Here is a 22596-nt window from a genome sequence, read left to right as displayed (position 1 = left end):
GGTGCCGGACCCGCGCCGCCGTCAGGCCAGTCCGGCGACCAGGTCGGCGATCTCCTTGCGGCGGCCCGTGAAGAACGGGATCTCCTCGCGCACGTGCCGGCGGGCCTCCGCGCCGCGCAGGTGGCGCATGAGGTCCACGATGCGGTGCAGCTCGTCCGCCTCGAACGCGAGCAGCCACTCGTAGTCCCCGAGGGAGAACGAGGCGACGGTGTTGGCGCGCACGTCCGGGTAGCCGCGGGCCATCTTGCCGTGGTCGGCGAGCATGCGGCGGCGGTCCTCGTCGGGCAGCAGATACCACTCGTAGGAGCGCACGAAGGGGTAGACGCTGACGTAGTTGCGCGGCGTCTCGTCGGCGAGGAACGCCGGGATGTGCGAGCGGTTGAACTCGGCGGGGCGGTGCAGCGCCATGTTGGACCACACCGGCTCCAGCGCGCGGCCGAGCTTCGTGCGACGGAAGAGGTTGTACGCCTCCTGCAGCTGGTCGCTGCTCTCGGCGTGCCACCAGATCATGAGGTCGGCGTCCGCGCGCAGGCCCGACAGGTCGTAGGTGCCGCGGACGGTGACGTCCTTGGCGGCGAGCTGGTCGAACAGCTCCTGGACCTCGTCGGCGTAGCCCGCGCGGTCCTCGGGCAGCGCGTCCTTCAGCCGGAAGACGGACCACAGGGTGTAGCGGATGACCTCGTTGAGGTCCTTGGCCAGCTTGCCCTTGTTGGGGATCCTGCCGGGCTCGGTGGTGGGTGCGTCGTCACTCATGGGGCTATTCTCCCGCTCCGCGATGCGGGCCCGGCACCGGCCCCGTGGTGAGTTCCTGCACAGTGCCGGGTCGGTCCTGGACCCGGTCCGCGGCCTCGTACGCGCTCGCGATGCACGCCGGGATGCCCACGCCGTCGTAGGCCGCCCCGCACACCGCGAGGCCGGGGAGCTTGCCGAGGTGCTCGCGGACGCGGGCCACGCGCGTGTGGTGGCCGACCGGGTACTGCGGCAGGCCGTCGGTCCAGCGGGTGACGCGGGTGGCGACGGGGGTGGCGGCGAGGCCGGTGGCCTCGCGCAGGTCGGCGCGGGCGACCTCGACGAGTTCGTCGTCCTCGCGACCGAGGACCTCCGTCTCGCCGTACCGCCCGACGGAGGCGCGCAGCACCAGCACGTCGGGGTCCTCGTCGGCGATCCAGCCCCACTTCTGGGAGGCGAAGGTGGACGCCTTGATGGTCCGGCCGTCGACGGGAGGCACGAGGAAGCCGCTGCCCTGGGGAAGCGCGGTGCCGGCGCGGCGGTAGGCGAGGGTGATCAGGGCCATGGAGGCGTACTCGACGGCGTCGAGCTCCGCCGCTGCCTCTGGGGACTCGCCACGCAGCAGGCGGGCGGCGACGGGCGCCGGCGCGGCGAGGATCACCGCGTCGGCGTGGAGCACGCGGTCCCCGGTGGTGACGCGCCAGGCCGTCCGGCCGCCGTCGTCCTCGCGGCGCAGCCCGGTCACCGGGGCGCCGGTGAGGATCTCGCCGCCGTGGGCCCGCACCGCGTCCGCGACCGCGAGCGGGAGCCGGCCCACGCCGCCCTCGACGCCCAGGAAGACCGGGCCGGCCGCCTGTCCGGAGGCCTGGCCGGCGGCCGCCCTGGCCTGGATGTCGCGGACCGCCTCCGTCAGGGAGTCGTGCGCGCGGGCGGCCTGGAAGAGCTGGGGGACGGCGGCGCGCATCGAGATGCGGTAGGCGTCGCCGGCGTAGACCCCGCCGAGCAGCGGTTCGACCAGGCGGTCGACGACCTCGCGGCCCAGGCGCCGCGCCACGTACTCGCCGACCGCCACGTCGTCGCCGATCTCCGTGCGGGGCAGTTCGGCGTCGCGCTCGATGCGCGCGAGGCCCTCGTCGGACAGGACCCCGGCGAGCGCCGAGGCGTTGCCGGGGACCCCCATGACGTGGCCCTTGGGCATGGGACGCAGCGCGCCGCGGGTCCACAGGGAGGCGCTCGCGGTCGCGGGCGGCCGGAGCTCGTCGGAGAGGCCCACCTCGCGGGCCAGGTCCACCGCCTCGGGCCGGCGGGCCAGCATCGACTCGGCGCCCAGGTCGACGCGGACGCCCGCGATCTCGCCGGGCAGCAGCTTGCCGCCGACCCGCTCGGAGGCCTCGAGGACGGTCACCCGCAGCCCGCGCCGCAGCAATCGGTGCGCGGCGGCCAGCCCCGCGATACCGGCTCCCACGACGACGACGTGTCCCCTGCCCGCACTGCCCGTTGCGCTCATGTCCCCACTCTCTCAGACCCCGCCGACACTCCCGTCCGCCCCGGCGCGGGGCACGCGAGGCCGGGCGGGACCCCGGTGTCCGGTGCGAGTCCCGACCGTGACCTCATCGGAACCGTTTTCGGCCAACGTCCCGCCGGGTCCGGGCGTCGAAGTGGCGTCAGTCCACACGACACCCTCGGGAGCAGGCCCACATGCGCGTACGACGTACCGTTCGACCCGTTCCGGCCCTGGCCGGGCTCCTGCTCGCCGCCGCGCTCGCGCTCACCGGATGCGGCGCGGGCGGCGACTCGGGCGCCTCCTCGTCCGGCAAGGCGGCCGGCGACACCGCGAGGCGCGCGGAGGCGGGCGGCGGCGCCCGGGCCGCCGACGGCGCCGAGAGCGCCCGGGGCGCGGGCGGCACGGCCTCCGGCTCCAAGGCCACCGGCGCGCCGAAGCCGACCCCGAGCGGCATCATCCGTACCGCCTCGCTGACCGTGCAGGTCAAGGACGTGCCCAAGGCCCTGGACGCGGCCCGCGGCACCGCCGAGAACGCGGGCGGCTACGTCGGCGACGAGACCACGAGCCGCGACGAGGACGGCCACGAGGAGACCCGGGTCGTCCTGCGCGTGCCCTCCGCGCGGTACGACGAGGTGCTCACCGGCCTCGCGGGCACCGGCAAGCTGGTCGAGCGGACGGCGAAGGCGCAGGACGTCACCGACCAGGTCGTCGACGTGGACAGCCGCATCAGGTCGCAGCGCGCCAGCGTGGCCCGGGTCCGCGCCCTGATGGACAAGGCGACCAAGCTCGGTGACGTGGTGACCCTGGAGGGCGAGCTGAGCCGCCGCGAGTCCGACCTCGAGGCGCTGCTGGCCCAGCAGGCGTCCCTGAAGGACCGCACCAGCCTGGCCACCATCACCCTGTCGCTGACCGAGAAGCCGGTGGCCGAGCCCGCCGCGCACCACGAGCCCGGGTTCACCGACGCGCTGGCGGGCGGCTGGCACGTGTTCGTCGCCGTCCTGCGCTGGATCGTCCTGGTCCTCGGCGCGGTACTGCCGTTCGCCGCGACGGCGGCGCTGCTCACGGTGGTGTGGCTCCGGGTCGTACGGCCCCGGCTGCCGCGCCGCCGGACGCCGGCCGGCGCGCCCGTGATGACCGCGCTCGGCCCGCTCCAGGGCGCCCCGCACGTCCCGTACCCGGCCACGGGCGGCGCCGGGCAGGGCGAGCAGCCGGCCGGCGGGCCCGGGACGGAGAACTGAGCCGAAATGCCCTGAGGCCGTAGCGTGTTCGCATGGACATGGACATGAGCCGTGCGCGTGCGGGGGACCGGGGCGGCAGGGAACGACTGGTCGTCATCGGCGGCGACGCCGCGGGGATGTCCGCGGCGTCGCAGGCGCGCCGGCTGCGCGGGCCGGACGAGTTGGAGATCGTGGCCTTCGAGCGCGGCCACTTCGCCTCGTTCTCGGCGTGCGGCATCCCGTACTGGGTCGGCGGCGACGTCGCCGGACGGGACGGGTTGATCGCGCGCACGCCCGAGGAGCACCGCGCGCGGGACATCGATCTGCGCATGCGTACCGAGGTCACGGAGATCGACGTGGCCGCGGGCCGGGTGCGCGCGCGGGACGTCGACTCGGGGGCCGAGTCCTGGACGTCGTACGACAAACTCGTGATCGCCACCGGGGCCCGTCCCATTCGACCGGACATGCCCGGCGCCGACGCGCCCGGGGTGCACGGCGTGCAGACCCTCGACGACGGGGAGGCGCTGCTCGGCAGCCTGGCACGCGCGCGTGGCAGCCGGGCGGTGGTCGTGGGCGCGGGCTACATCGGGGTGGAGATGGCCGAGGCCCTGATCAAGCGCGGCTACGAGGTGACGGTCGTCAACCGCGGCAAGGAGCCCATGTCGACGCTCGACCCGGACATGGGCCGCCTGGTGCACCGGGCCATGACGGGCCTGGGCATCACCATGGTGGACGACGCCGAGGTCACCAAGGTGCTCACCGGTGACGACGGCCGGGTGCGGGCGGTGGCCACCGAGGACGCCGAGCACCCGGCCGACGTGGTGGTGCTGGGCATCGGCGTACATCCCGAGACGACGCTCGCGCGGGCGGCCGGGCTGCCGATCGGCCCGCACGGCGGCCTGCTCACCGACCGCGCGATGCGGGTGCGCGGCCACGAGAACATCTGGGCCGGCGGCGACTGCGTCGAGGTCCTCGACCTGGTCTCCGGGCTGTACCGCTACGTCCCGCTGGGCACCCACGCCAACAAGCACGGCCAGGTGATCGGCACCAACGCGGGCGGCGGTTACGCCACCTTCCCGGGCGTCGTCGGCACCGCGGTGAGCAAGGTGTGCGACCTGGAGATCGCCCGCACCGGCCTGCGCGAGAAGGACGCCCGCCGGGTCGGCCTGCGGTACGAGGCGGTCACCGTCGAGTCGACCAGCCGCGCGGGCTACTACCCCGGGGCGTCTCCCATGACGGTGAAGATGCTCGCCGAGCACCGCACGGGCCGACTGCTGGGCGTGCAGATCGTCGGCCGTGAGGGCGCGGCCAAGCGGGTCGACATCGCGGCGGTCGCGCTGACCGCCGGCATGACGGTCGAGCAGATGACGTCCCTGGACCTCGGCTACGCCCCGCCGTTCTCCCCGGTCTGGGACCCGGTCCTGGTGGCGGCCCGCAAGGCCACGGCGAAGGTACGCGCGACGGCGACATAGCCCCTGCGCCGGCCCGCTCCGGCGCCCGTGCGACGGGGCGGCCAGGCGGCTACGCCGTTCCGTTCAGGCGGGGCAGGGAGGAGACCGAGGCCGAGGTGCTGGTCGACGACGTGGGCGTCGCGGGCGGCTGTTCGGCGGCCGGTCTGGCGTGGGCCGCGGAGGGGCGGGTGGAGCGCAGGCGGTGGCTGACGGCCTCGTCGAGCGTCACCGGGCGCTGCATCTGGGAGGCCAGCCGCCCGGCCTCCTGGCCGAGCCGGGCCACGTCCTCCCAGGGCAGCCGGACCACCAGGGATATCTCGGCCTCACCGTCGGGCAGGGCGTGCATGGGCGGAGCAACCCGTTCGTTCATCGCCTGATCCTCACGTCGTCCCCGCGACCCGCCTTGCCCGGGCCGCGGACGGTCGAGGAGACATACGCAGCCGCCCGCCGCCGCGTTCAGCCCGCGGCGGATCCGGCGGGCGCGCCGGTTCGGCGCGCATGGGTCCGGCGGGCGCGGGCCCGGGCGCTCAGGTTCGGCGGGCGCATCGGGGGCAGTACTTCCCTGTGGTCATCCCCGTCCATGACGTGAACCCGGCGCGGCGCACCCCCTGGGTGACGTACGCCCTGATCGCCGCGAACTTCGTGGTGTTCCTGTCCACGCCCGGCGTCACCGGCTCGGTGACGGGCGGCGGCACGCTCGCCCAGCTGTGCCACCTCCAGGCGTTCACCGAGCACTACGCGCTCGTGCCCAGGGAGCTGATCCACCATCAGCTGCCGCGTCTGGTGCCGACGGGCGAGACCGGCTTCGGCGCGCACGGACCGGGCTGTGTGCTCGCGCCGCCGTCGTACGCCAAGTCGCCCGCGCTGTCGGTGTTCACGGCGATGTTCCTGCACGGCGGCTGGCTGCACCTGCTGGGCAACATGCTGTTCCTGTGGATCTTCGGCAACAACATCGAGGACCGCATGGGGCACGTGCGGTACCTGCTGTTCTACGTGGTCTGCGGCTACGCGGCCGGGTACGGCTTCGCGCTGCTCAACCCGGGCTCCGGCCAGCCCCTGATCGGCGCCTCGGGGGCGATCGCGGGCGTCCTCGGCGCGTATCTGGTGCTGTATCCGAGGGCACGCGTCTGGGTCCTCGTGCCCTTCCTGATCTTCCTGCCGCTGCGGCTGCCCGCCTGGCTGGTGCTGGGCTTCTGGTTCGTGCTCCAGGCGTTCTACTCGGCGGGCGAGGGCGTCTCGTCGGCGGGCACGGTGGCGTACGCGGCCCATGTCGTCGGCTTCATCGTGGGCATGCTGATCGCGCTGCCGCTGCGCCCGGGCACCCCGCCGCCGCCGGAACCGCGCCGCCTGCTGTTCGGCAGGCAGGCCCGGCCCCGGCACACGTGGTGAGGAAGGGGTGCCCTGCCGGGCCCCGGCCGGGCTCCGCGCTCAGCGGGCGGTGCGGGTGTGGACGTACTCGACGAGCCGGGTGAGCGCGTCGGGGTCGGTGGCGGGCATGACGCCGTGGCCGAGGTTGAAGACGTGGCCCTCAAGGCCCGCCGCCGAGTCCAGCACCTCGCGCGTCTTGGCCTCGACGGCCTCGCGGGGCGCGAACAGCACGGTCGGGTCGAGGTTGCCCTGGAGCGCCTTGCCGGGTCCGACGCGGCGCGCGGCCTCGTCCAGCGGGACCCGCCAGTCGACGCCCACGACGTCCGCGCCGGCCTCGCCCATCAGCCCGAGCAGCTCACCGGTGCCGACGCCGAAGTGGATGCGCGGCACGCCGTACCCGGCGACGGCCTCGAAGACCTTCGCGGAGGCGGGCAGCACCGAGCGGCGGTAGTCGGCGGGGGCGAGGGCGCCGGCCCAGGAGTCGAAGAGCTGGACGGCGCTCGCGCCCGCCTCGATCTGCACCTTCAGGAAGGCGGCCGTGATCCCGGCGAGGCGGTCCAGCAGGTCGGCCCACAGCTCGGGGTCGCCGTACATCATCGCCTTGGCGTTCTCGTACGTGCGTGACGGGCCGCCCTCGACGAGGTAGCTCGCGAGGGTGAACGGCGCGCCCGCGAAACCGATCAGCGGGGTCGGCCCGAGCTCGCTCGTGAGCCGGCCGATCGCCTCGGTGACGTAGGGGACGTCCTCGGGTGTGAGGTCACGCAGCCGGGCGAGGTCCGCGCGGGAGCGGACGGGCTGCTCGACGACCGGGCCGACGCCGGGCTTGATGTCGAGGTCGACGCCGATGGCCTTGAGCGGCACGACGATGTCGCTGAAGTAGATCGCCGCGTCCACGCCGTGCCGGCGCACCGGCTGCAGGGTGATCTCGGTGACCAGGTCGGGCCGCATGCAGGAGTCGAGCATGCCGATGCCCTCGCGCACCTTGCGGTACTCCGGCAGGGAGCGCCCGGCCTGCCGCATGAACCACACGGGGGTGTGCGGCACGGGTTCGCGACGGCATGCCCTGAGGAAGGCGGAGTCGCGCGTCGCGGCTGGCGGCTGGTGGCTGGCGGGCGTCTCGTTGGCACTCACGGTGGCAAGTCTCGCACGGCGTGCCGGGCCCGGCGGCCCCGGTGTGCGGCCCCCGGGCGGTGCCACCGGCCACGGCGGGGTGTCTTGCCCTGCACGAAGGCCCGCTTCCCCTTAATCTTCCCGGCATGGCTGCGGCTCAGGGACGACTGTCGGACGGCGCTGGCGGAATGGACGACGCGAAGGGAGCGGACGGGCATGCGAGCAGGGCGGACCCGGCGCCGCTGCCCTTCCGGGCCGCCGTCGAGGCGCTGCGGACCGCGCGGCTGCGGCCGCAGGTGGAGATCGAGCAGGTGCCCCCGCCCAAACGTCTCGCCCCCTTCGCGTACGCGCTGGAGGCCACGGTCGTCGACGGCGAGCAGGAACTCGCCGACGGCCGGCTGGTGCTGCTGCACGACCCGGCCGGGCACGACGCCTGGCGGGGCACGTTCCGGCTGGTGACGCTGGTGCGCGCGGAGCTGGAGCCGGAGATGGCGGCCGATCCGCTGCTGCCGGACGTGTGCTGGTCGTGGCTGACGGGGGCGCTGCAGGCGCGCGGGCTGACGTACGGCGAGCCGAGCGGCACCGTCACGCGCGCGAGTTCGCACTACTTCGGCGGCCTGTCGGAGCGCCCGGCCGCCTCGCAGATCGAGATCCGCGCCTCCTGGACGCCGCGCGAGGGCCTGGGCGGCGTGCCGGACACGGCGGCCCATCTGGCCTCCTGGTGCGATCTGCTGGCGCAGGTGGCCGGGCTGCCGCCGGCCGGCCCGGGCGACGCGTCGGTCGTGACGCTGCCGCAGCGGCGGGACCCGCAGGCGCGCTGAGACCGGACCTGGCGGCGCGCTGAGCCCGGCCCGGCGGGCGCCCGCGCGGGACGCGCACACCGAAGGGCGGACACCTGTCCGGGCGACTTACCGCTTCCTTGCCGTGTCTTTGTCGATACGGCCACTTTCGCGCACGTTCCGACCTCGAACGGCCCAGATCCGCCCCAAGCGAACCGATTCGACCTTCGGACGGTCGACAAGATGTCCGAATTGCACGCATTAAAACTCACCAGATCGTGATCATTCTCTAAAGGACACGGGGTTTGGTGCCGAAGACGACTGTGACCTTGCAAGCACGGTTCGTCCCGGCTTGATCCCCACAAGCCGGCCCCCGTCCCCCCCACCCCCACCCCCCAGGAGGCCTGGTGTCCGTTCTCCTCGAGCAGCCCGCAAGCCTGGTCGCCTACCGCCCGAACAAGCCGACCGCCATGGTCGTCGTGGCGGACCCGCGCGTCCGTTCCACCGTCACCCGTCATCTGTGGGCGCTCGGAGTCCGGGACGTCATCGAGGCGTCCTCCGTCGCGGAGGCCCGCCCCCGCATCGGCAACCCGCGCGACATCTGCGTCGCCGACGTCCACCTGCCCGACGGCTCCGGGCTCACCCTGCTCTCCGAGACCCGCGCCGCCGGCTGGCCCAACGGCCTGGCACTGTCGGCCGCCGACGACATCGGCGCCGTGCGCAACGCCCTCGCGGGCGGCGTCAAGGGCTACGTCGTGACCGGCACCCGTACCAACGTCGGGCTCCCCACCCGGCCGGGCGCCGCCCCCATCGGCGCGGCCGCCGCCCGCCTCCACCGCCGTCCCCCGGGTGCCCCGAGCCACCCGGGTGGCTACCGCGAGCTGTCCGGCCGCGAGGTGGAGGTGCTGCGGCTGGTCGCCGAGGGCCAGTCGAACAAGGCGATCGGCGTCTCGATGGGCCTGTCCGCCCTGACCGTCAAGAGCCACCTCGCCCGCATCGCCCGCAAGCTCGGCACGGGCGACCGCGCCGGCATGGTCGCCGTCGCCCTGCGCACCGGCATCATCCACTGACGCCCCTTCCCCTCCCTCACCCTTTCCCCCCGCCTGCGTCCCACCCCTGCAGCGCTTGTCCCCCGTAGCGCATTTGCCCCCGTCCCCCCAACCGGTCGTGAACCGGCGTGTCACCGGCCTGACCGGTTTACGACCCCCCGGCGCCCGTCGACGGAACGTTCCGTCGACGGGCGCCGTCCATCCACGGATACCCTTGACAGGTGACCGACGCCCACGAAACCGCAGCAGACAGCTCACTGCGAACCACCGGAGGCGCCCCTCCGGACGACGGCGGATCGTCTGACACGGGGACGCCGATCCCATTGCTCGAGCCCCGCGAGGGCATTCCGCCCGTGATCGCCGACGCCTCGGCGCTCGCCGAGGTGATCGCCGCGTTCGCCGCCGGCTCCGGCCCGGTCGCCGTGGACGCCGAACGCGCCTCGGGCTACCGCTACGGCCAGCGCGCGTATCTGGTGCAGCTGCGCCGCGAAGGGGCCGGTACCGCGCTGATCGACCCCGTCGCCTGTCCGGACCTGTCCGGCCTCGGGGAGGCGCTCTCGGGCGTCGAGTGGGTGCTGCACGCCGCCACCCAGGACCTGCCGTGCCTGCGCGAGATAGGCATGGTGCCCACCCGGCTGTTCGACACCGAGCTGGCCGGCCGGCTGGCCGGGTTCCCCCGGGTCGGGCTCGGCGCGATGGTCGAGGGCGTGCTCGGCTTCGTACTGGAGAAGGGCCACTCGGCCGTCGACTGGTCGACCCGCCCGCTGCCCGAGCCGTGGCTGCGCTACGCGGCCCTGGACGTGGAACTGCTCGTCGACCTGCGCGACGCCCTGGAGAAGGAGCTGGACCGGCAGGGCAAGCTGGAGTGGGCCCTGCAGGAGTTCGACGCCATCGCCTCGGCGCCGCCGCCCGAGCCCCGCAAGGACCCCTGGCGGCGCACCTCCGGGATGCACAAGGTGCGGCGCCGGCGGCAGCTGGCCGTCGTACGGGAGCTGTGGCAGACCCGGGACCGCATCGCGCAGCGGCGGGACGTGTCGCCGGGCAAGGTGCTCTCCGACGCGGCCATCGTCGAGGCGGCGCTCGCCGTCCCGGTCAACGTGCACGCGCTGGGCGCGCTGAACGGCTTCGGGCACCGGATGAGCCGGCGCCAGCTGGAGCAGTGGCAGGCGGCCGTGGACCGCGCCAGGGCGCTCACCGACTCCCAGCTGCCCCAGCCCGGCCAGCCGGTCACGGGGCCCCCGCCGCCGCGGGCGTGGGCCGACAAGGACCCGGCCGCCGCGGCCCGCCTGTCCGCGGCCCGCGCCGGCGTCTCCGCACTCGCCGAGCAGCTCGGCATGCCCCAGGAGAACCTCGTCTCCCCGGACACTGTGCGCCGGCTGTGCTGGGAGCCCCCCAAGGTCCCCGACGCGACCTCGGTGGCAACCGCACTCACCGCCTACGGGGCACGCCCGTGGCAGGTCGAACAGGTGACCCCGACCCTGGTGGCGGCCCTCTCGGCGGGGGACGACGGCCAGACACCGTGACCGCCCCGGGGCACCGCACCTGGGCGGCGCTGACGACGGGAACGGCGGCCGGCGCGTCGTAGCCCACGGGGCCCGCGGGCCATCGCCTTCGGCACCGCTGCCCCGTACCGACTGCCGCACAGGAGTCCCGAGGCGCGCGCCGCATCCCGGCGCGGCCGCGCCGACGACTCCAGGCGCGTCCCACTCGGCGCGCGCCACCGCCTTCCCGCACGCGCCGTCGACCCGCGCACCTCCACGCGCACCCGGTCCGGCCGCACGGCCGGACGACCACGCACCGGCCGACCCACCGTCCACGGCCACCCGCCACCGCCACCCGCCACCGCCACCGTCACCAACCAACCGGCACCCCGCCCCCCGAACCGGCGCCCCCGCCCCCGGCGATATCGCGCCAAGATCCAGCACTGCGTCCGTGTGACGTTCGCCGCTCCAGGCGCAGGGACTGGGCAGGTACGTTACTCGTAAGTAGCATGGGCCTGAGCGCGCGCTCAGCGCAACGCAGCAGTGCCATCCCGCACCCTGGAGGAGAGCCATCGTGCCTCGTACCGTCAGGGACGTCGTCTTCGTCGACGGCGTCCGCACCCCGTTCGGCAAGGCGGGCCCGAAGGGCATCTACCACGAGACCCGCGCCGACGACCTCGTCGTGAAGGCGATCCGGGAGCTGCTGCGCCGCAACCCCGGTCTGGACCCGAAGACGATCGACGAGGTCGCGGTCGCCGCGACCACGCAGATCGGCGACCAGGGCCTGACCATCGGCCGCACCGCCGGCATCCTCGCGGGCCTGCCCACCTCGGTCCCCGGCTACTCCATCGACCGCATGTGCGCGGGCGCGCTCACCGCGGTCACCTCGGTCTCCGGCTCCATCGCCTTCGGCGCGTACGACGTCGCCATCGCGGGCGGTGTCGAGCACATGGGCCGCCACCCGATGGGCGAGGGCGTCGACCCCAACCCGCGGTTCGTGAGCGAGAAGCTGGTCGACCAGTCCGCGCTGTTCATGGGCATGACGGCGGAGAACCTGCACGACCGCTACCCGCAGATCACCAAGCTGCGCGCCGACGAGTACGCGGTGCGCTCGCAGGAGAAGGCCGCCAAGGCGTACGCCAACGGCAAGATCCAGCAGGATCTGGTGCCGATCTCGGTGCGCCGCACCAACGAGGAGGCCGGCGAGACCGGCTGGGGCCTGGTCACGGCCGACGAGCCGATGCGCCCGGGCACCACCCTGGAGAACCTGGCGAACCTCAAGACGCCGTTCCGTGTCCACGGCCGGGTCACCGCGGGCAACGCGGCCGGTCTGAACGACGGCGCCACCGCCTCCGTCATCGCGAGCGAGGACTTCGCCCGCGAGAACGGCCTGCCGGTCAAGATGCGCCTGGTCTCCTACGCCTTCGCGGGCGTGGAGCCGGAGGTCATGGGCTACGGCCCGATCCCCGCCACGGAGAAGGCGCTGGCCAAGGCCGGCCTGTCCATCTCCGACATCGGCCTGTTCGAGATCAACGAGGCCTTCGCCGTCCAGGTCCTGGCCTTCCTCGAGCACTACGGCATCGCCGACGACGACGCGCGCGTCAACCAGTACGGCGGCGCGATCGCCTTCGGTCACCCGCTCGCCTCCTCCGGCGTCCGCCTGATGACGCAGCTGGCCCGCCAGTTCGAGGAGCAGCCGCAGGTCCGCTACGGCCTGACCACCATGTGCGTCGGCTTCGGCATGGGCGCGACGGTCATCTGGGAGAACCCGCACTTCGACGGAGGCGACAAGTGAGCACCACCGCTGAACTCCTGAAGGGCGCGGCCGAGCTGTTCCCGGACGAGGTCGTCACGCAGGCGCACGTACGCCACTTCGACCTCCCGCTGGGCGCCGGGCGCTTCGCGCTCATCACCCTCGACAACGGCCTGGACCACACCAAGCCGACCACCTTCGGCCCCCAGTCGCTCGCCAACCTCAACGCCGCGATCGACCAGGTGGAGAAGGAGGCCGCGGACGGCGAGATCGTCGGTGCCGGCGTCACCGGCAAGCCGTTCATCTTCGCGGTCGGCGCCGACCTCAAGGGCGTGGAGCTGCTCAAGCAGCACGACCACGCGCTGGCCATCGGCAAGGGCGGCCACGAGGTCTTCAAGCGGCTGTCGAAGCTGGCCGTGCCGACCTTCGCGTACTACAACGGCGCGGCGATGGGCGGCGGCGTCGAGGTCGGCCTGCACTGCACCTACCGCACGGTGTCCGCGGCCATCCCGGCGTTCTCCCTCCCCGAGGTCTTCCTCGGCCTGGTCCCCGGCTGGGGCGGCTGCACCCTGCTGCCGAACCTGATCGGCGCGGACAAGGCCGTCTCGGTGATCATCGAGAACAGCCTCAACCAGAACAAGCAGCTCAAGGGCAAGCAGGTCTACGAACTCGGCATCGCGGACGCGATCTTCGAGGGCGCCGACTTCCTGGAGCAGTCGCTGATCTGGACCGCGGCCGTCCTCAAGGGCGAGATCGAGGTCGAGCGCCCGGTGATCGACCGCGGCGAGGCCTGGGACCAGGCCGTCGCCAAGGGCCGCTTCGTCGCCGACTCCAAGGTGCACGGCGCCGCCCCGGCCGCCTACCGCGCCCTGGACATCATCGCCGCCGCCAAGAACGGCGACCTGCAGCAGGGCTACGACGCCGAGGACCAGGCCCTCGCGGACCTGATCATGGGCGGTGAACTGCGCGCCGGCATCTACGCGTTCAACCTCGTCCAGAAGCGCGGCAAGCGCCCCGCGGGCGCCCCGGACAAGAACCTGGCGCGCCCCGTGACGAAGGTCGGCGTGGTCGGCGCGGGCCTGATGGCCTCGCAGCTCGCCCTGCTCTTCCTGCGCCGTCTGGAGGTCCCGGTCGTCCTCACGGACATCGACCAGGAGCGCGTCGACAAGGGTGTGGGCTACGTCCACGCCGAGATCGACAAGCTGCTCGGCAAGGGCCGCATCAACCAGGACAAGGCCAACCGCCTGAAGGCGCTGGTCTCCGGTGTGCTGGACAAGGCCGAGGGCTTCGCGGACGCCGACTTCGTCATCGAGGCGGTCTTCGAGGAGATGGGCGTCAAGCAGAACGTCTTCGCGGAGGTCGAGGCGGTTGCCCCCGCGCACGCGATCCTGGCGACCAACACCTCCTCCCTCTCCGTCTCGGAGATGGCCTCGAAGCTGAAGCACCCCGAGCGGGTCGTCGGCTTCCACTTCTTCAACCCGGTCGCGGTGCTGCCGCTGCTGGAGATCGTCCGCGGCGAGCAGACGGACGACGCCTCGCTGGCGACCGCGTTCGCGGTGGCCAAGAAGCTGAAGAAGACCGCGGTGCTGGTCAAGGACGCCCCGGCGTTCGTGGTCAACCGCATCCTGACCCGCTTCATGGGCGAGATCCAGAACGTCATCGACGAGGGCACCCCGGTCGAGGTCGCGGAGAAGGCGGTCGAGCCGCTCGGTCTGCCGATGTCCCCGCTGGTCCTGCTCGAACTGGTAGGCCCGGCCATCGGCCTGCACGTCTCGGAGACCCTCAACCGGGCCTTCCCGGACCGCTTCACGGTCTCCCCCAACCTCAAGGCGGTCGTCGAGGCCGGCAAGCGCGGCTTCTACGTCTACGACAGCGGCAAGCCCGAGCTGGACCCGGAGGTCGCCGCGCTCCTGAAGCAGGGCGACAAGGTCCTGACGGAGGAGCAGGTCCGCGCCCGCGTCCTGGACGCGGTCGCCCAGGAGATCGGCCTGATGCTCGACGAGGGCGTCGTCGCCGAGGCCCAGGACATCGACCTCTGCCTCATCACCGGCGCCGGCTGGCCCTTCCACCTCGGCGGAATCACCCCGTACCTCGACCGAGAGGGCGTCTCGGAACGAGTGAACGGCAAGCGATTCCTGCAGCCGGGCGTGGCTTCGGTCCCCGCCTAGTCGCCTGATCGTTCCCACAACGACTGGGGCCCCCGCGCGTGCGGGGGCCCCAGTCGTGCGTCCAACCGGCAGGATCTGCCCCATCGTCCAGTAATCGGTCTATAGTTCGGGCACACGGCGGCGTTCCACGTCGCGCGGGCCCGGTCTCTCCCCCCACTCGTGCCCTGCTCCCCTCGTACGGCCGAAGGCATCGCGCCACTGACTGAGAGAGAAGACCGGGACATGACGCGACCCCGCACCGGGACGGGCGACAATGGGACGGACCACGCAACGGCCGAGGCTCCGGAGGCCGTGCCGCCGTCCCGGCGTCGGCGGGTGTGGCGTTGGGTGGCGTTGGGGATCGGGGTCGTGGTGGTGGCCGGGGGTGGGGCCGGGTACTGGCTCTACCGGGGGCTCGACTCCAATATCAAGGGCGTCGACATCGACAGGGCCATCGGTGATGACCGGCCGGAGAAGTTGCCCACCTCGGGGCAGAACATCCTGGTGCTGGGGTCCGACTCGAGGGCGGGCGCCAACGCGGCGCTGGACGCGGGGAAGGTGTCCGGGGCGCGTTCCGACACCGCGCTGGTGATCCACATACCCGAGGGCCGCCGCAAGGCGGTCGCCGTGAGCATTCCGCGGGACACGCTGGTGACCCGGCCGGCGTGCAGCGGGCGGGACGGGGGTGAAGTGGCCCCGGAGAAGCGGGTGATGTTCAACTCCGTGTACTCACAGGTCGGTCCGGCGTGCACGGTGAAGACCGTGGAGAGGATGTCCGGGGTTCGCATGGACCACTACGTCGAGATCGACTTCGCCGGGTTCAAGGACCTGGTGGACGCGGTCGGCGGGGTGACCGTCACCCTCGACGAGCCGATCAACGGCCGCAAGGGCGGGCTGCGGTTGGAGGCGGGCACGCACCGGCTGGACGGCGCCCAGTCGCTGAGGTTCGTACGGACCCGCTACGGCTACGGCGACGGCAGCGACCTGGGCCGCATCACCCTGCAGCAGAAGTTCCTCACCGCCCTGCTCTCCGAGATCAAGAAGCAGGACCTGCTGGGCAGTCCGGCCAAGGCGTACCGGGTCGCCGACAGTCTCACCAGGTCGCTCACCACCGACTCCGGCCTCGCCTCCCTCAGCAGGCTGGCCGAGTTCTCCCGCAGCCTCGACGGCATCGACCCCGCCACCATGGAGACGATCATGATGCCGGTCTGCTACGACAAGGTGGACCCCAACCGGGTGGTCGCCGCCCAGCCGCAGGCCTCCGAGCTGTGGAAGGCGATCCGTGCGGATGCGCCCGTCCCCGAGTCCGCCAAGAAGTCTCCGGCCACCGGCGGGCACTCCTAGCGGGCACGGCGAGCCCGGCTCAGACCTCGCGCCACGCCTGGAGGGCCAGGCCCGGCTCCTCCTTGCGGCGGGTGAGGAGGAGGCGGCCGGTGGAGGGCGACAACGTTGCCGCCACTACCCGGCCTTCGCCGTCGGTGGCCAGGAACACCCGGGCGTCCAGCGGGAGTTGGGGGCCGGACTCGGTCCACCAGGCGCCGGCCGGCTCGTCCTCGGTGGGGTAGGCGGTGAAGGCGACACGGCCGGCGGCGGAGCGCTGGGCGAGCAACGTGCAGTCGTGGCCGTCCAGTTCGCAGCGTACGGCGGTGACCGGGCCGGGGCCCGCCGAGGGCAGCAGGACGGCCGGCTCGCCGCCGGGGCGCCAGGCGCACAGGTCGCCGGAGTCGTCGGTGTAGAAGAGGGTGGTGTGTCCGGCGGAGGTCGCCAGGGCGTGCAGGGTGCCGGGGCGCACGCCGGTCTCGCGCTCCTCCGCGAGCACCGGCACCGCGCCCGGGGCCTCCTGGCGCCAGTGCACCAGGCCGCCCGGGACCGTCGCGTACACCTCGACCAGACCCGACTCCCCCGTGACCGCCGCGAGGCCGTCGTGGACCTCGCTCCCCTTCAGGTCCCGCCAGGGGTCCCAGCCGCCCTTCTCCTTCTGGGCCAGCATGCTCACGCCGCCGCCCTTGTTGCGGACGAGGACGTGGGCGCGTCCCTGCGCGTCGACCGCGACGGCGGGCGTGCCGGTGCGGTCGCCCTTCTTGTCGGGGTGGCCGACCGGGTTCCAGTCCAGGGCCGCGAGCCGGGGACGGAAGTGCGTGGAGTGGACCAGGCCCGACTCGCCGGCCGCGGTGGGCCGCCAGGAGACGAGGTGGGCGTAGCGGTCGGCGCCCTGGCCGACGGCGAGCACCGGGTGCAGCTTCTGGTCGCCGCCCACCCGGCGCGGCGCGTCCCAGGGGCCGCCGGGCCACCGCTCCGCCCGGCACAGCACCGCGTCGGAGGAGGGGAGGTGGACACTGAGCCGGCCGTCGCGGCCGCGGGTGAGCCAGTCGCCGTTCACCGGATCACTGTAAGCCGGGCCGGGCGCGCGTCCCGGCCCGGCCCCTGGTCACAGGCGCCCGGCGGCCGAGAAGTCCCCGGCTCCCACGGCCGCCGCGTCACAGACGCTTGGCGCTGCGGAACAGCTGGGCGTAGAAGCCGTTGCCGTCGATGCGGGAGGCGCCGCCCTTGTCGCCCATCGTGGGTCCGTTGACCTCCTTGCGGCTGGAGATGAAGACGCGGTGGCCGTCGGTGTCCAGGCCGAGGTAGAGGCCCACGTGGTCGATGTGGTTGCCGGTGCGGTGGTCCATCTTGAAGAACAGCAGGTCGCCCGGCTGCAGTACGTCGATGTTCGCCGGGCGCACGTACCAGGGCGAGGGCCCCTGGATCTTGATGATGTCGACGCCGGTCTTCGAGCGGGCCATGCCGTCGGCGGACCGGGGCAGGCCGTCGCCGAGGGTGTTGGACGCCATCAGCGGGAACCGGGCCCGGTAGCCCCACACCATGCGCATGAAGCCCGAGCAGTCCAGGGCGCGGTAGCGCTCCTTGCGCGGGTACAGCGTGGTGCCGTTGCGGAAGGTGTAGGGGATGCCGAGGTAGTCGTAGAAGTCGTTCTGCTCCAGGCGGTCCACGCCGTCCTCCTTGAACGGACCGAACACCGCGTCACCGGCGTACGGCACGCCCGAGGAGTCCTTCTTGAGCGGGGCACCCTGGACGTACTGGAAGGCGATCGCGAAGATGTCGTCCTCCTGGCTGCCGTAGTACTGCTTGAACCAGTCCTTGAACCACTGCTCGTTCTCGGATCCCTTGGTCCACGGTTCGGGCATCAGGCGGACCCAGTCGTCGGTGACGACGCGGGAGGCGGTGTTGGCCGGCTCGGCGAAGGTGCGCGAGGGGCCCTTGAGGGTGGCGGTGCGGGCGCCGTCGGTGAAGGTGGCGACGACCGCGCCCTTGCCGTCGCGCAGCACCGAGCGCGCCGGGTTGTTCAGCCGTTCCCAGGTCTGCTTGCCGGTGGCCTTGGCGCCCGAGTTCTGCAGGTCGGCGTTGTCGGTGACGCTCTGCGCGGCCGGGACCTTCGCCTGTTCGTCCTTGCGCAGTTCGTAGGTGAAGTACGCGCTGCCCGTGAGCAGCGCCAGCACCGTCACCGCGTGGAGGACGGGGCGGCCTTTGCGCTTCGGCATGTGAGGACTCCAGTGTGCGGTGGGACGTGCGGGTTCAGGCGGTGGGCATGGCGCCGAGGAGGATGCCGGCGGTCAGCACGACGTAGGTGGCGAGGGTGACCGAGCCGGTGGACAGCAGCGTGGCGCCCTTGGGCTGGCGGACCAGCTGGTAGCCGATCAGGCCCGGCACGATGAAGCCGAGGGTCTGGTTGGCGTAGAGCAGCGGGAACTCCATCTGGAGGACGATGATCACGGTGGCCTGGATGAGCACGCCGCTGAGCACCACGGCCGCGAACAGACGCTTGCCGTACAGGATCACGAACTTCTGCAGCAGCAGCGTGGTGACGTACGTCAGCACGGTCACGCCGACGACGAGCGCCGCCCGCTGGAGGTCCTCGATCAGGGTCAGCGCCAGCCAGCCCGGGGTGATCATGCCACCCGGCGACAGGTTGGTCGTCAGGTAGCACATCAGGGAGAACATCAGCCCCAGGCCGATGCCGATCGCGGCGATCTCGGGGGTGAGGACGGAGGGGATCAACGCTGGTCTCCTGGGCTGTGCCACTGCTGGTGGTCGTCGTCTGCGGGATGCGTGGGCGGCACGCGGGGTTCGAACAGGCCGCGCGGCGCCGCCTGTTCAGGGGCGGCGGACGGCTGCTGCTGGTGCTGCTGCTGCGACTCGTGCCGCGGCTGTTGCGGGTTCTGGTTCCGCGGCTGCGACGGGTGCCGCGGCAACTGTCCGCGCTGCGGCTGTGCGTCGTACGGCTGCTGCTGCGGTCGTGTCCCGTACGGCTGCTGCGGCTGGTGCGGCTGCTGTCGCACCCCCTGCCGCACGTCCTGCCGCACCTCCTGCCGCTGCGGCCAGTCGTCGTGGTCCTGCCGTCGCGCCTGCCGTGGCACCTGGGGGTGGGCGTAACGGGCCTCGTAGGCCTCGGAGTAGCCCTGGTAGGGGTCGATGCGCGGCGCGTAGAGCTGCATCGTCTCGACGTGTTCGGGCATGGCCGGCGCGGCGGCGGCCGGGGCGGCGGCGCGCGCCGGGGCGGCCGGCGGGTCGGACTCGTCGGGGGTGTCGTCCGCGGGGAGTTCGGCGAGGTGCTCGAGGAGGATCTCGCCCTGGCCGTGGATGTTGCCGATGGCGACGAGGGAGGAGTCGGGGCCGAGCATGCCGAGCATGCGGTTCATGAACTCCTCGGGGTCGCGCCGGTCGCCGCCGAGGTCGACGGCGCGCGAGCGGAACTCGGCGGGGATCGCGTCGATCGCGGACTTGGCCGGGTGACCGATGACGAAGACGTGCTCGGGGTCGAGGTCGGGGATGATCTCGCCCATCTGGCCGTTGCGCTCGACGCGGTCGGGGCGGCAGTTGATGACGACGTTGAGCGGGCGGTGGATCGCGCCGAGGTCGAGCAGCTGGTTGATGTTCATCAGCGTCGACTCGGGGTCGTTGGCCGCGAAGACGTTGGCGAAGCGCAGCTTCTTGTCCTCGTGGGTGAGGTAGCGCTCCACCGACAGCACACCCGGGTCCGGCGGGGCGTCGTACATGCCCTGAAGCGCCGTCTCCCGGTCCACGCCGAGGAGTTCGGCGACGGTGAGCGCGATGGCGACGTTCTCCTTGAAGGTGAACCAGCTGAAGCCGCGCAGCTCCTCGTCGCTGACCGTCTCCGGATCGGCGTAGATCAGCCGGCAGTTACGGGCGTCGGCCTCCTCCTGGAGGATGTCGAAGCGGTCCTTCTCGGCGGTGACGCAGATGCCGTCCTCGGGCATCGACCGGCACAGCGAGCGGGCCACGTCGTCCAGGGTGGGGCCCATCTCGGCGAGGTGGTCCTCACGGACGTTGCACAGCACGCCGATGGTGGAGCGGATCAGCTTGGACTGGTTGATCTCCTGCAGGGCCGGCATGACCGCCATGCACTCGATGACCAGGGCGTCCGGGTTGTACGCCGCCGCCCGGCGCACGATGCCGATCTGCTCGACCACGTTGGCGATGCCGAACTTGCGGTAGACGGGCTCCTCGGTGGCGTCCGGGTGGATGAACCGGGCCGCGGTTCCGGTGGTCTTGGCCACCGTGACCAGGTCACCGCCGCGCAGCGCGCCCGCGCACAGCCGGGTGATCGACGACTTGCCGCGGATGCCGTTGACCAGCACCCGGGTGGGGATGTTGTCCAGGTTGGTGAAGTGCCGCCGCTGTTCGACGATGCCCGCCACGAGCAGGATCGCGCAGCACACCAGCAGCACGGTGTAGAGGAAGAGCACGGGAGATCAGTTCCTTATGTACTGCCGGTCGGACGGCGTCCGGGGCGGCTGCTGCCTGCGCTGGTCCTGCAACTGCTGGCGGATGAGCTCCAGGGAACGGGTGACCGCGCCGACCTCATCGTGGTGCTGCGGGAACAGCACCGCCTTGCGGTCGCCGCCGGCCAGCGACTCGGCCCGGTCGGCGAGCGAGCGCAGCGGCCGGGCCACCACGATGTGCAGCCAGCCGAGGCAGGCGGCGGCCGCGGCGGCGCCGAGCAGGCCCGCGAGCACGGTGCGGTTCTGCTCCTCGTACTCCGGGATGGCCAGCCGGTCCGCGCGCTGCCAGCTCACCACGCTCCAGCCCAGCGACTCGGCCGGTCCGCTGCCCGCGAACGGCGCGGCGGCGGCGATGCGCACCCCGCCCTCGCGGTAGAGCACGCCGCCCGCCCGCGCCCGCTTGCCGAGCTTCTGGCCGGTGGCGGCGACCAGATCCTTCAGGTGGTCGTCGGGCAGGGACTGGAAGGCGAGGAAGCCGGTGTTGCCGGCGATGACCTTGCTCTTGTCGTCGACGAGGCGGACGACACCCAGGCCCGGCCGGGTCAGCAGCGCGTTGAGGAACTCCACCCGGAACTCCCCGACCAGGGCCGCGCCGTCCCGGCCGGGGATCTCGGCGGTGCCCACGACGACGGGCTCCTTGCCGCCCTGGCCCATCAGCCGGATGGAGGTCTCCGCGGTGCGCTTGGACTTCACCACGCGCGGTCCCTTGCCCTCGCGGGCCAGGACCTCGCCGGTGGAGTCGACGACGTAGAGCGAGCGGTAGCGGCGGCTCTCGTCGTAGGTGCGCGTCAGCACCTTGTCCATGTCGGCGGCGGTGGTCTTGTTGCCGATGAGGGACGCCACCGACTGAAGGTCGGCCTCGCCCTCGTTCAGGGCGCGGCGCACCCGGTCGCTGAGGGTGTCGGTGCGTTCGCGCTGGTCGTTGACGAGCTGCTGGGGCACCACGGCCGTGCCGTCGGCGCGGTTGAGCAGCAGCATCAGCGGCGCGGCCCAGGCGAGCAGGAGCACGGCGCAGATCGCGAGCAGGGCCCGGGTGCCCACCCGGCGCAGGCCGCGCGGGCGCGCCGCGGAGCCGGTGGCGTCGGCCGGCTCGCCGAGCAGTTGGCGGCGCAGGCGCTCCAGGGCGTGGCCGATGCGGTGCGCCTCGCCGTAGCCGGGGACGGTGACGGGCCGGGTCAGGTCCCCGCGGGTGAGGCGGCGGGACTCCAGGAACAGCCGGATCAGCGGGCGCTGCACGGTGCCCAGCAGCATCGCCACCGCGATGCCGCCGACCAGGAGCAGCGCGCTGCCGGCGAGCAGGCCGAAGACGGGTGAGGTGGTACGGGTGGGGTCGTCGGCGACCTTGACCATGGACACCACGGACAGGCCGAGGCCGGTCGCGGTGGTGGCCTCGCCGGGCTCGGCCGCGGCGAGCGTGGCGTATCCGGCGACGGACCGGTCGCTCAGCAGGCGGCCGCCGACCAGGCTGCCGCTGACGCCCTGGTATCCGCCGGCGCCGGGCTCCTTGCTGCTGCGGGGGTCCTGCCCGGCGGCCCGGGCCGCGCGCCGCGCGAAGTCCGCGAGCTGCTTGTTGGAGGCGGCGATCTCCTTGCGGTCGAGGCTGGTGCGCACCTGCTCGGGCTGTTCGATGCCGTCGCTGCTCAGGATCGCGCCGCGGCCGTCCACGACCGCGATGGACCGGAACTGACCGATGCTGATGCCGGGGAACTTCAGATTGCTGGAGGCGACGAGCAGCAGCTGCGGCTTGCCCGGCCAGGACAGCAGGGCCAGCGACAGCAGGCGCACCTCGCCGTTCTTCAGCGTGACCATGCGGGGCGCGAGTCCGCCCTCGTCGCCGAGCGCGGCGGAGTTCAGCGAGGTCAGCGGGACGGTCTCGCCGCGGGCGGCGACCAGCTTGCCGCTGCGCACCTCGACGACGGCGGTGCCCACCCACTTCTGGTAGGTGCTGCCGAGCTTGTCGAGGACGGCGTCCCCGGAGACCGGCTCCCCCGCGCTGAACAGGGCGGCGGACCGGGTCAGGTCGGTGACCGACTCGTCGATGGAGGCCCGCAGCGCGATGGCTCCGTCCTCGGCGAAGTGCTGCTGGGAGGTCATCACCGCCTTCGGCACTCCGGCGTTGTCCACGCGGCCCAGCACCAGTGCGGTGATGCCGGCGAGCGACAGCAGGAGCACCGACAGCACCGCGATCGGCGGGCGGATCCCGCCGA

General features: G+C 72.9%; 18 protein-coding genes. 9 read left to right on the top strand and 9 right to left on the bottom strand.

Annotation, left to right across the window (positions count from 1 at the left end; genetic code table 11):
* Window positions 1-21 precede the first annotated feature (21 nt).
* Window positions 22-753: a hydrogen peroxide-dependent heme synthase gene (hemQ, locus tag IE249_RS13985; RefSeq protein WP_189705132.1), complete on the bottom strand. Its 732-nt coding sequence runs from the start codon at window positions 751-753 to the stop codon at window positions 22-24.
* 4 nt (window positions 754-757) lie between these two features.
* The gene (gene hemG / locus IE249_RS13980; RefSeq protein ID WP_189705131.1) at window positions 758-2236 is read right to left on the bottom strand and encodes a protoporphyrinogen oxidase; all 1479 of its coding nucleotides are present in this window, start codon (window positions 2234-2236) and stop codon (window positions 758-760) included.
* A 191-nt stretch (window positions 2237-2427) separates the two neighbouring features.
* Between hemG and IE249_RS13975 the strand changes: the two genes are divergently transcribed.
* The gene (locus IE249_RS13975; protein WP_189705130.1) at window positions 2428-3471 is read left to right on the top strand and encodes a DUF4349 domain-containing protein; all 1044 of its coding nucleotides are present in this window, start codon (window positions 2428-2430) and stop codon (window positions 3469-3471) included.
* A 38-nt stretch (window positions 3472-3509) separates the two neighbouring features.
* On the top strand, window positions 3510-4922 hold the full coding sequence (locus IE249_RS13970) for an FAD-dependent oxidoreductase (RefSeq protein ID WP_189705219.1): 1413 nt from the start codon (window positions 3510-3512) through the stop codon (window positions 4920-4922).
* A gap of 49 nt (window positions 4923-4971) precedes the next feature.
* Here IE249_RS13970 and IE249_RS13965 read toward each other — a convergent pair whose 3' ends face one another.
* Complete coding sequence (locus IE249_RS13965) at window positions 4972-5271, bottom strand: hypothetical protein (protein ID WP_189705129.1); 300 nt, start codon at window positions 5269-5271, stop codon at window positions 4972-4974.
* Between the two features lie 194 nt (window positions 5272-5465).
* Here IE249_RS13965 and IE249_RS13960 point away from each other — a divergent pair, with 194 nt between their 5' ends.
* Window positions 5466-6290 (top strand): rhomboid family intramembrane serine protease, encoded by an 825-nt coding sequence (locus IE249_RS13960; RefSeq protein ID WP_189705128.1) that lies wholly within the window; start codon window positions 5466-5468, stop codon window positions 6288-6290.
* 39 nt (window positions 6291-6329) lie between these two features.
* Here the strand turns inward: IE249_RS13960 and hemE are convergent, their stop codons facing one another.
* Window positions 6330-7400, bottom strand: coding sequence for a uroporphyrinogen decarboxylase (hemE, locus tag IE249_RS13955; RefSeq protein WP_189705127.1), 1071 nt, complete (start codon window positions 7398-7400; stop codon window positions 6330-6332).
* Window positions 7401-7525: 125 nt separating this feature from the next.
* Here hemE and IE249_RS13950 point away from each other — a divergent pair, with 125 nt between their 5' ends.
* From IE249_RS13950 to IE249_RS13925, 6 genes are all read left to right on the top strand, one after another.
* A complete protein-coding gene (locus tag IE249_RS13950) occupies window positions 7526-8200 on the top strand; it encodes a DUF3000 domain-containing protein (RefSeq protein ID WP_189705126.1) in 675 nt (224 codons plus the stop codon).
* Window positions 8201-8565: 365 nt separating this feature from the next.
* Window positions 8566-9228, top strand: a complete 663-nt coding sequence (locus IE249_RS13945; RefSeq protein WP_003972894.1) for a response regulator transcription factor — start codon at window positions 8566-8568, stop codon at window positions 9226-9228.
* A 200-nt stretch (window positions 9229-9428) separates the two neighbouring features.
* Window positions 9429-10730: a ribonuclease D gene (locus tag IE249_RS13940; RefSeq protein ID WP_189705125.1), complete on the top strand. Its 1302-nt coding sequence runs from the start codon at window positions 9429-9431 to the stop codon at window positions 10728-10730.
* A 532-nt stretch (window positions 10731-11262) separates the two neighbouring features.
* Window positions 11263-12483 carry a thiolase family protein gene (locus tag IE249_RS13935; protein WP_189705124.1) on the top strand — a complete coding sequence of 407 codons (1221 nt, stop codon included), beginning with the start codon at window positions 11263-11265 and terminating at the stop codon, window positions 12481-12483.
* Entirely contained in the window at window positions 12480-14609 is a 2130-nt protein-coding gene (locus IE249_RS13930; RefSeq protein WP_189705123.1) for a 3-hydroxyacyl-CoA dehydrogenase NAD-binding domain-containing protein, read from the top strand. The genes IE249_RS13935 and IE249_RS13930 overlap by 4 nt, the downstream gene beginning before the upstream one ends.
* A gap of 222 nt (window positions 14610-14831) precedes the next feature.
* Entirely contained in the window at window positions 14832-15932 is a 1101-nt protein-coding gene (locus tag IE249_RS13925) for an LCP family protein (protein WP_189705122.1), read from the top strand.
* Window positions 15933-15951: 19 nt separating this feature from the next.
* Here IE249_RS13925 and IE249_RS13920 read toward each other — a convergent pair whose 3' ends face one another.
* The 5 genes from IE249_RS13920 to IE249_RS13900 all read right to left on the bottom strand — a co-directional run.
* Window positions 15952-16968: a PLL family lectin gene (locus IE249_RS13920; protein ID WP_189705121.1), complete on the bottom strand. Its 1017-nt coding sequence runs from the start codon at window positions 16966-16968 to the stop codon at window positions 15952-15954.
* 97 nt (window positions 16969-17065) lie between these two features.
* Window positions 17066-18127, bottom strand: a complete 1062-nt coding sequence (locus tag IE249_RS13915; RefSeq protein WP_189705120.1) for a C40 family peptidase — start codon at window positions 18125-18127, stop codon at window positions 17066-17068.
* A 34-nt stretch (window positions 18128-18161) separates the two neighbouring features.
* Window positions 18162-18644, bottom strand: a complete 483-nt coding sequence (locus IE249_RS13910; RefSeq protein WP_189705119.1) for a poly-gamma-glutamate biosynthesis protein PgsC/CapC — start codon at window positions 18642-18644, stop codon at window positions 18162-18164.
* Window positions 18641-20353: a poly-gamma-glutamate synthase PgsB gene (pgsB, locus tag IE249_RS13905; protein ID WP_189705118.1), complete on the bottom strand. Its 1713-nt coding sequence runs from the start codon at window positions 20351-20353 to the stop codon at window positions 18641-18643. Before pgsB ends, IE249_RS13910 begins: the two co-directional genes overlap by 4 nt.
* A 6-nt stretch (window positions 20354-20359) precedes the next feature.
* Window positions 20360-22596 (bottom strand): HAMP domain-containing protein (locus tag IE249_RS13900; protein WP_189705117.1); only part of this gene is annotated, 2237 nt, incomplete at its 5' end.

The organism is Streptomyces anandii JCM 4720 (assembly GCF_014650655.1).
Lineage (GTDB): Bacteria > Actinomycetota > Actinomycetes > Streptomycetales > Streptomycetaceae > Streptomyces > Streptomyces anandii.
This window is presented reverse-complemented; position numbering and strand designations above follow the sequence as displayed.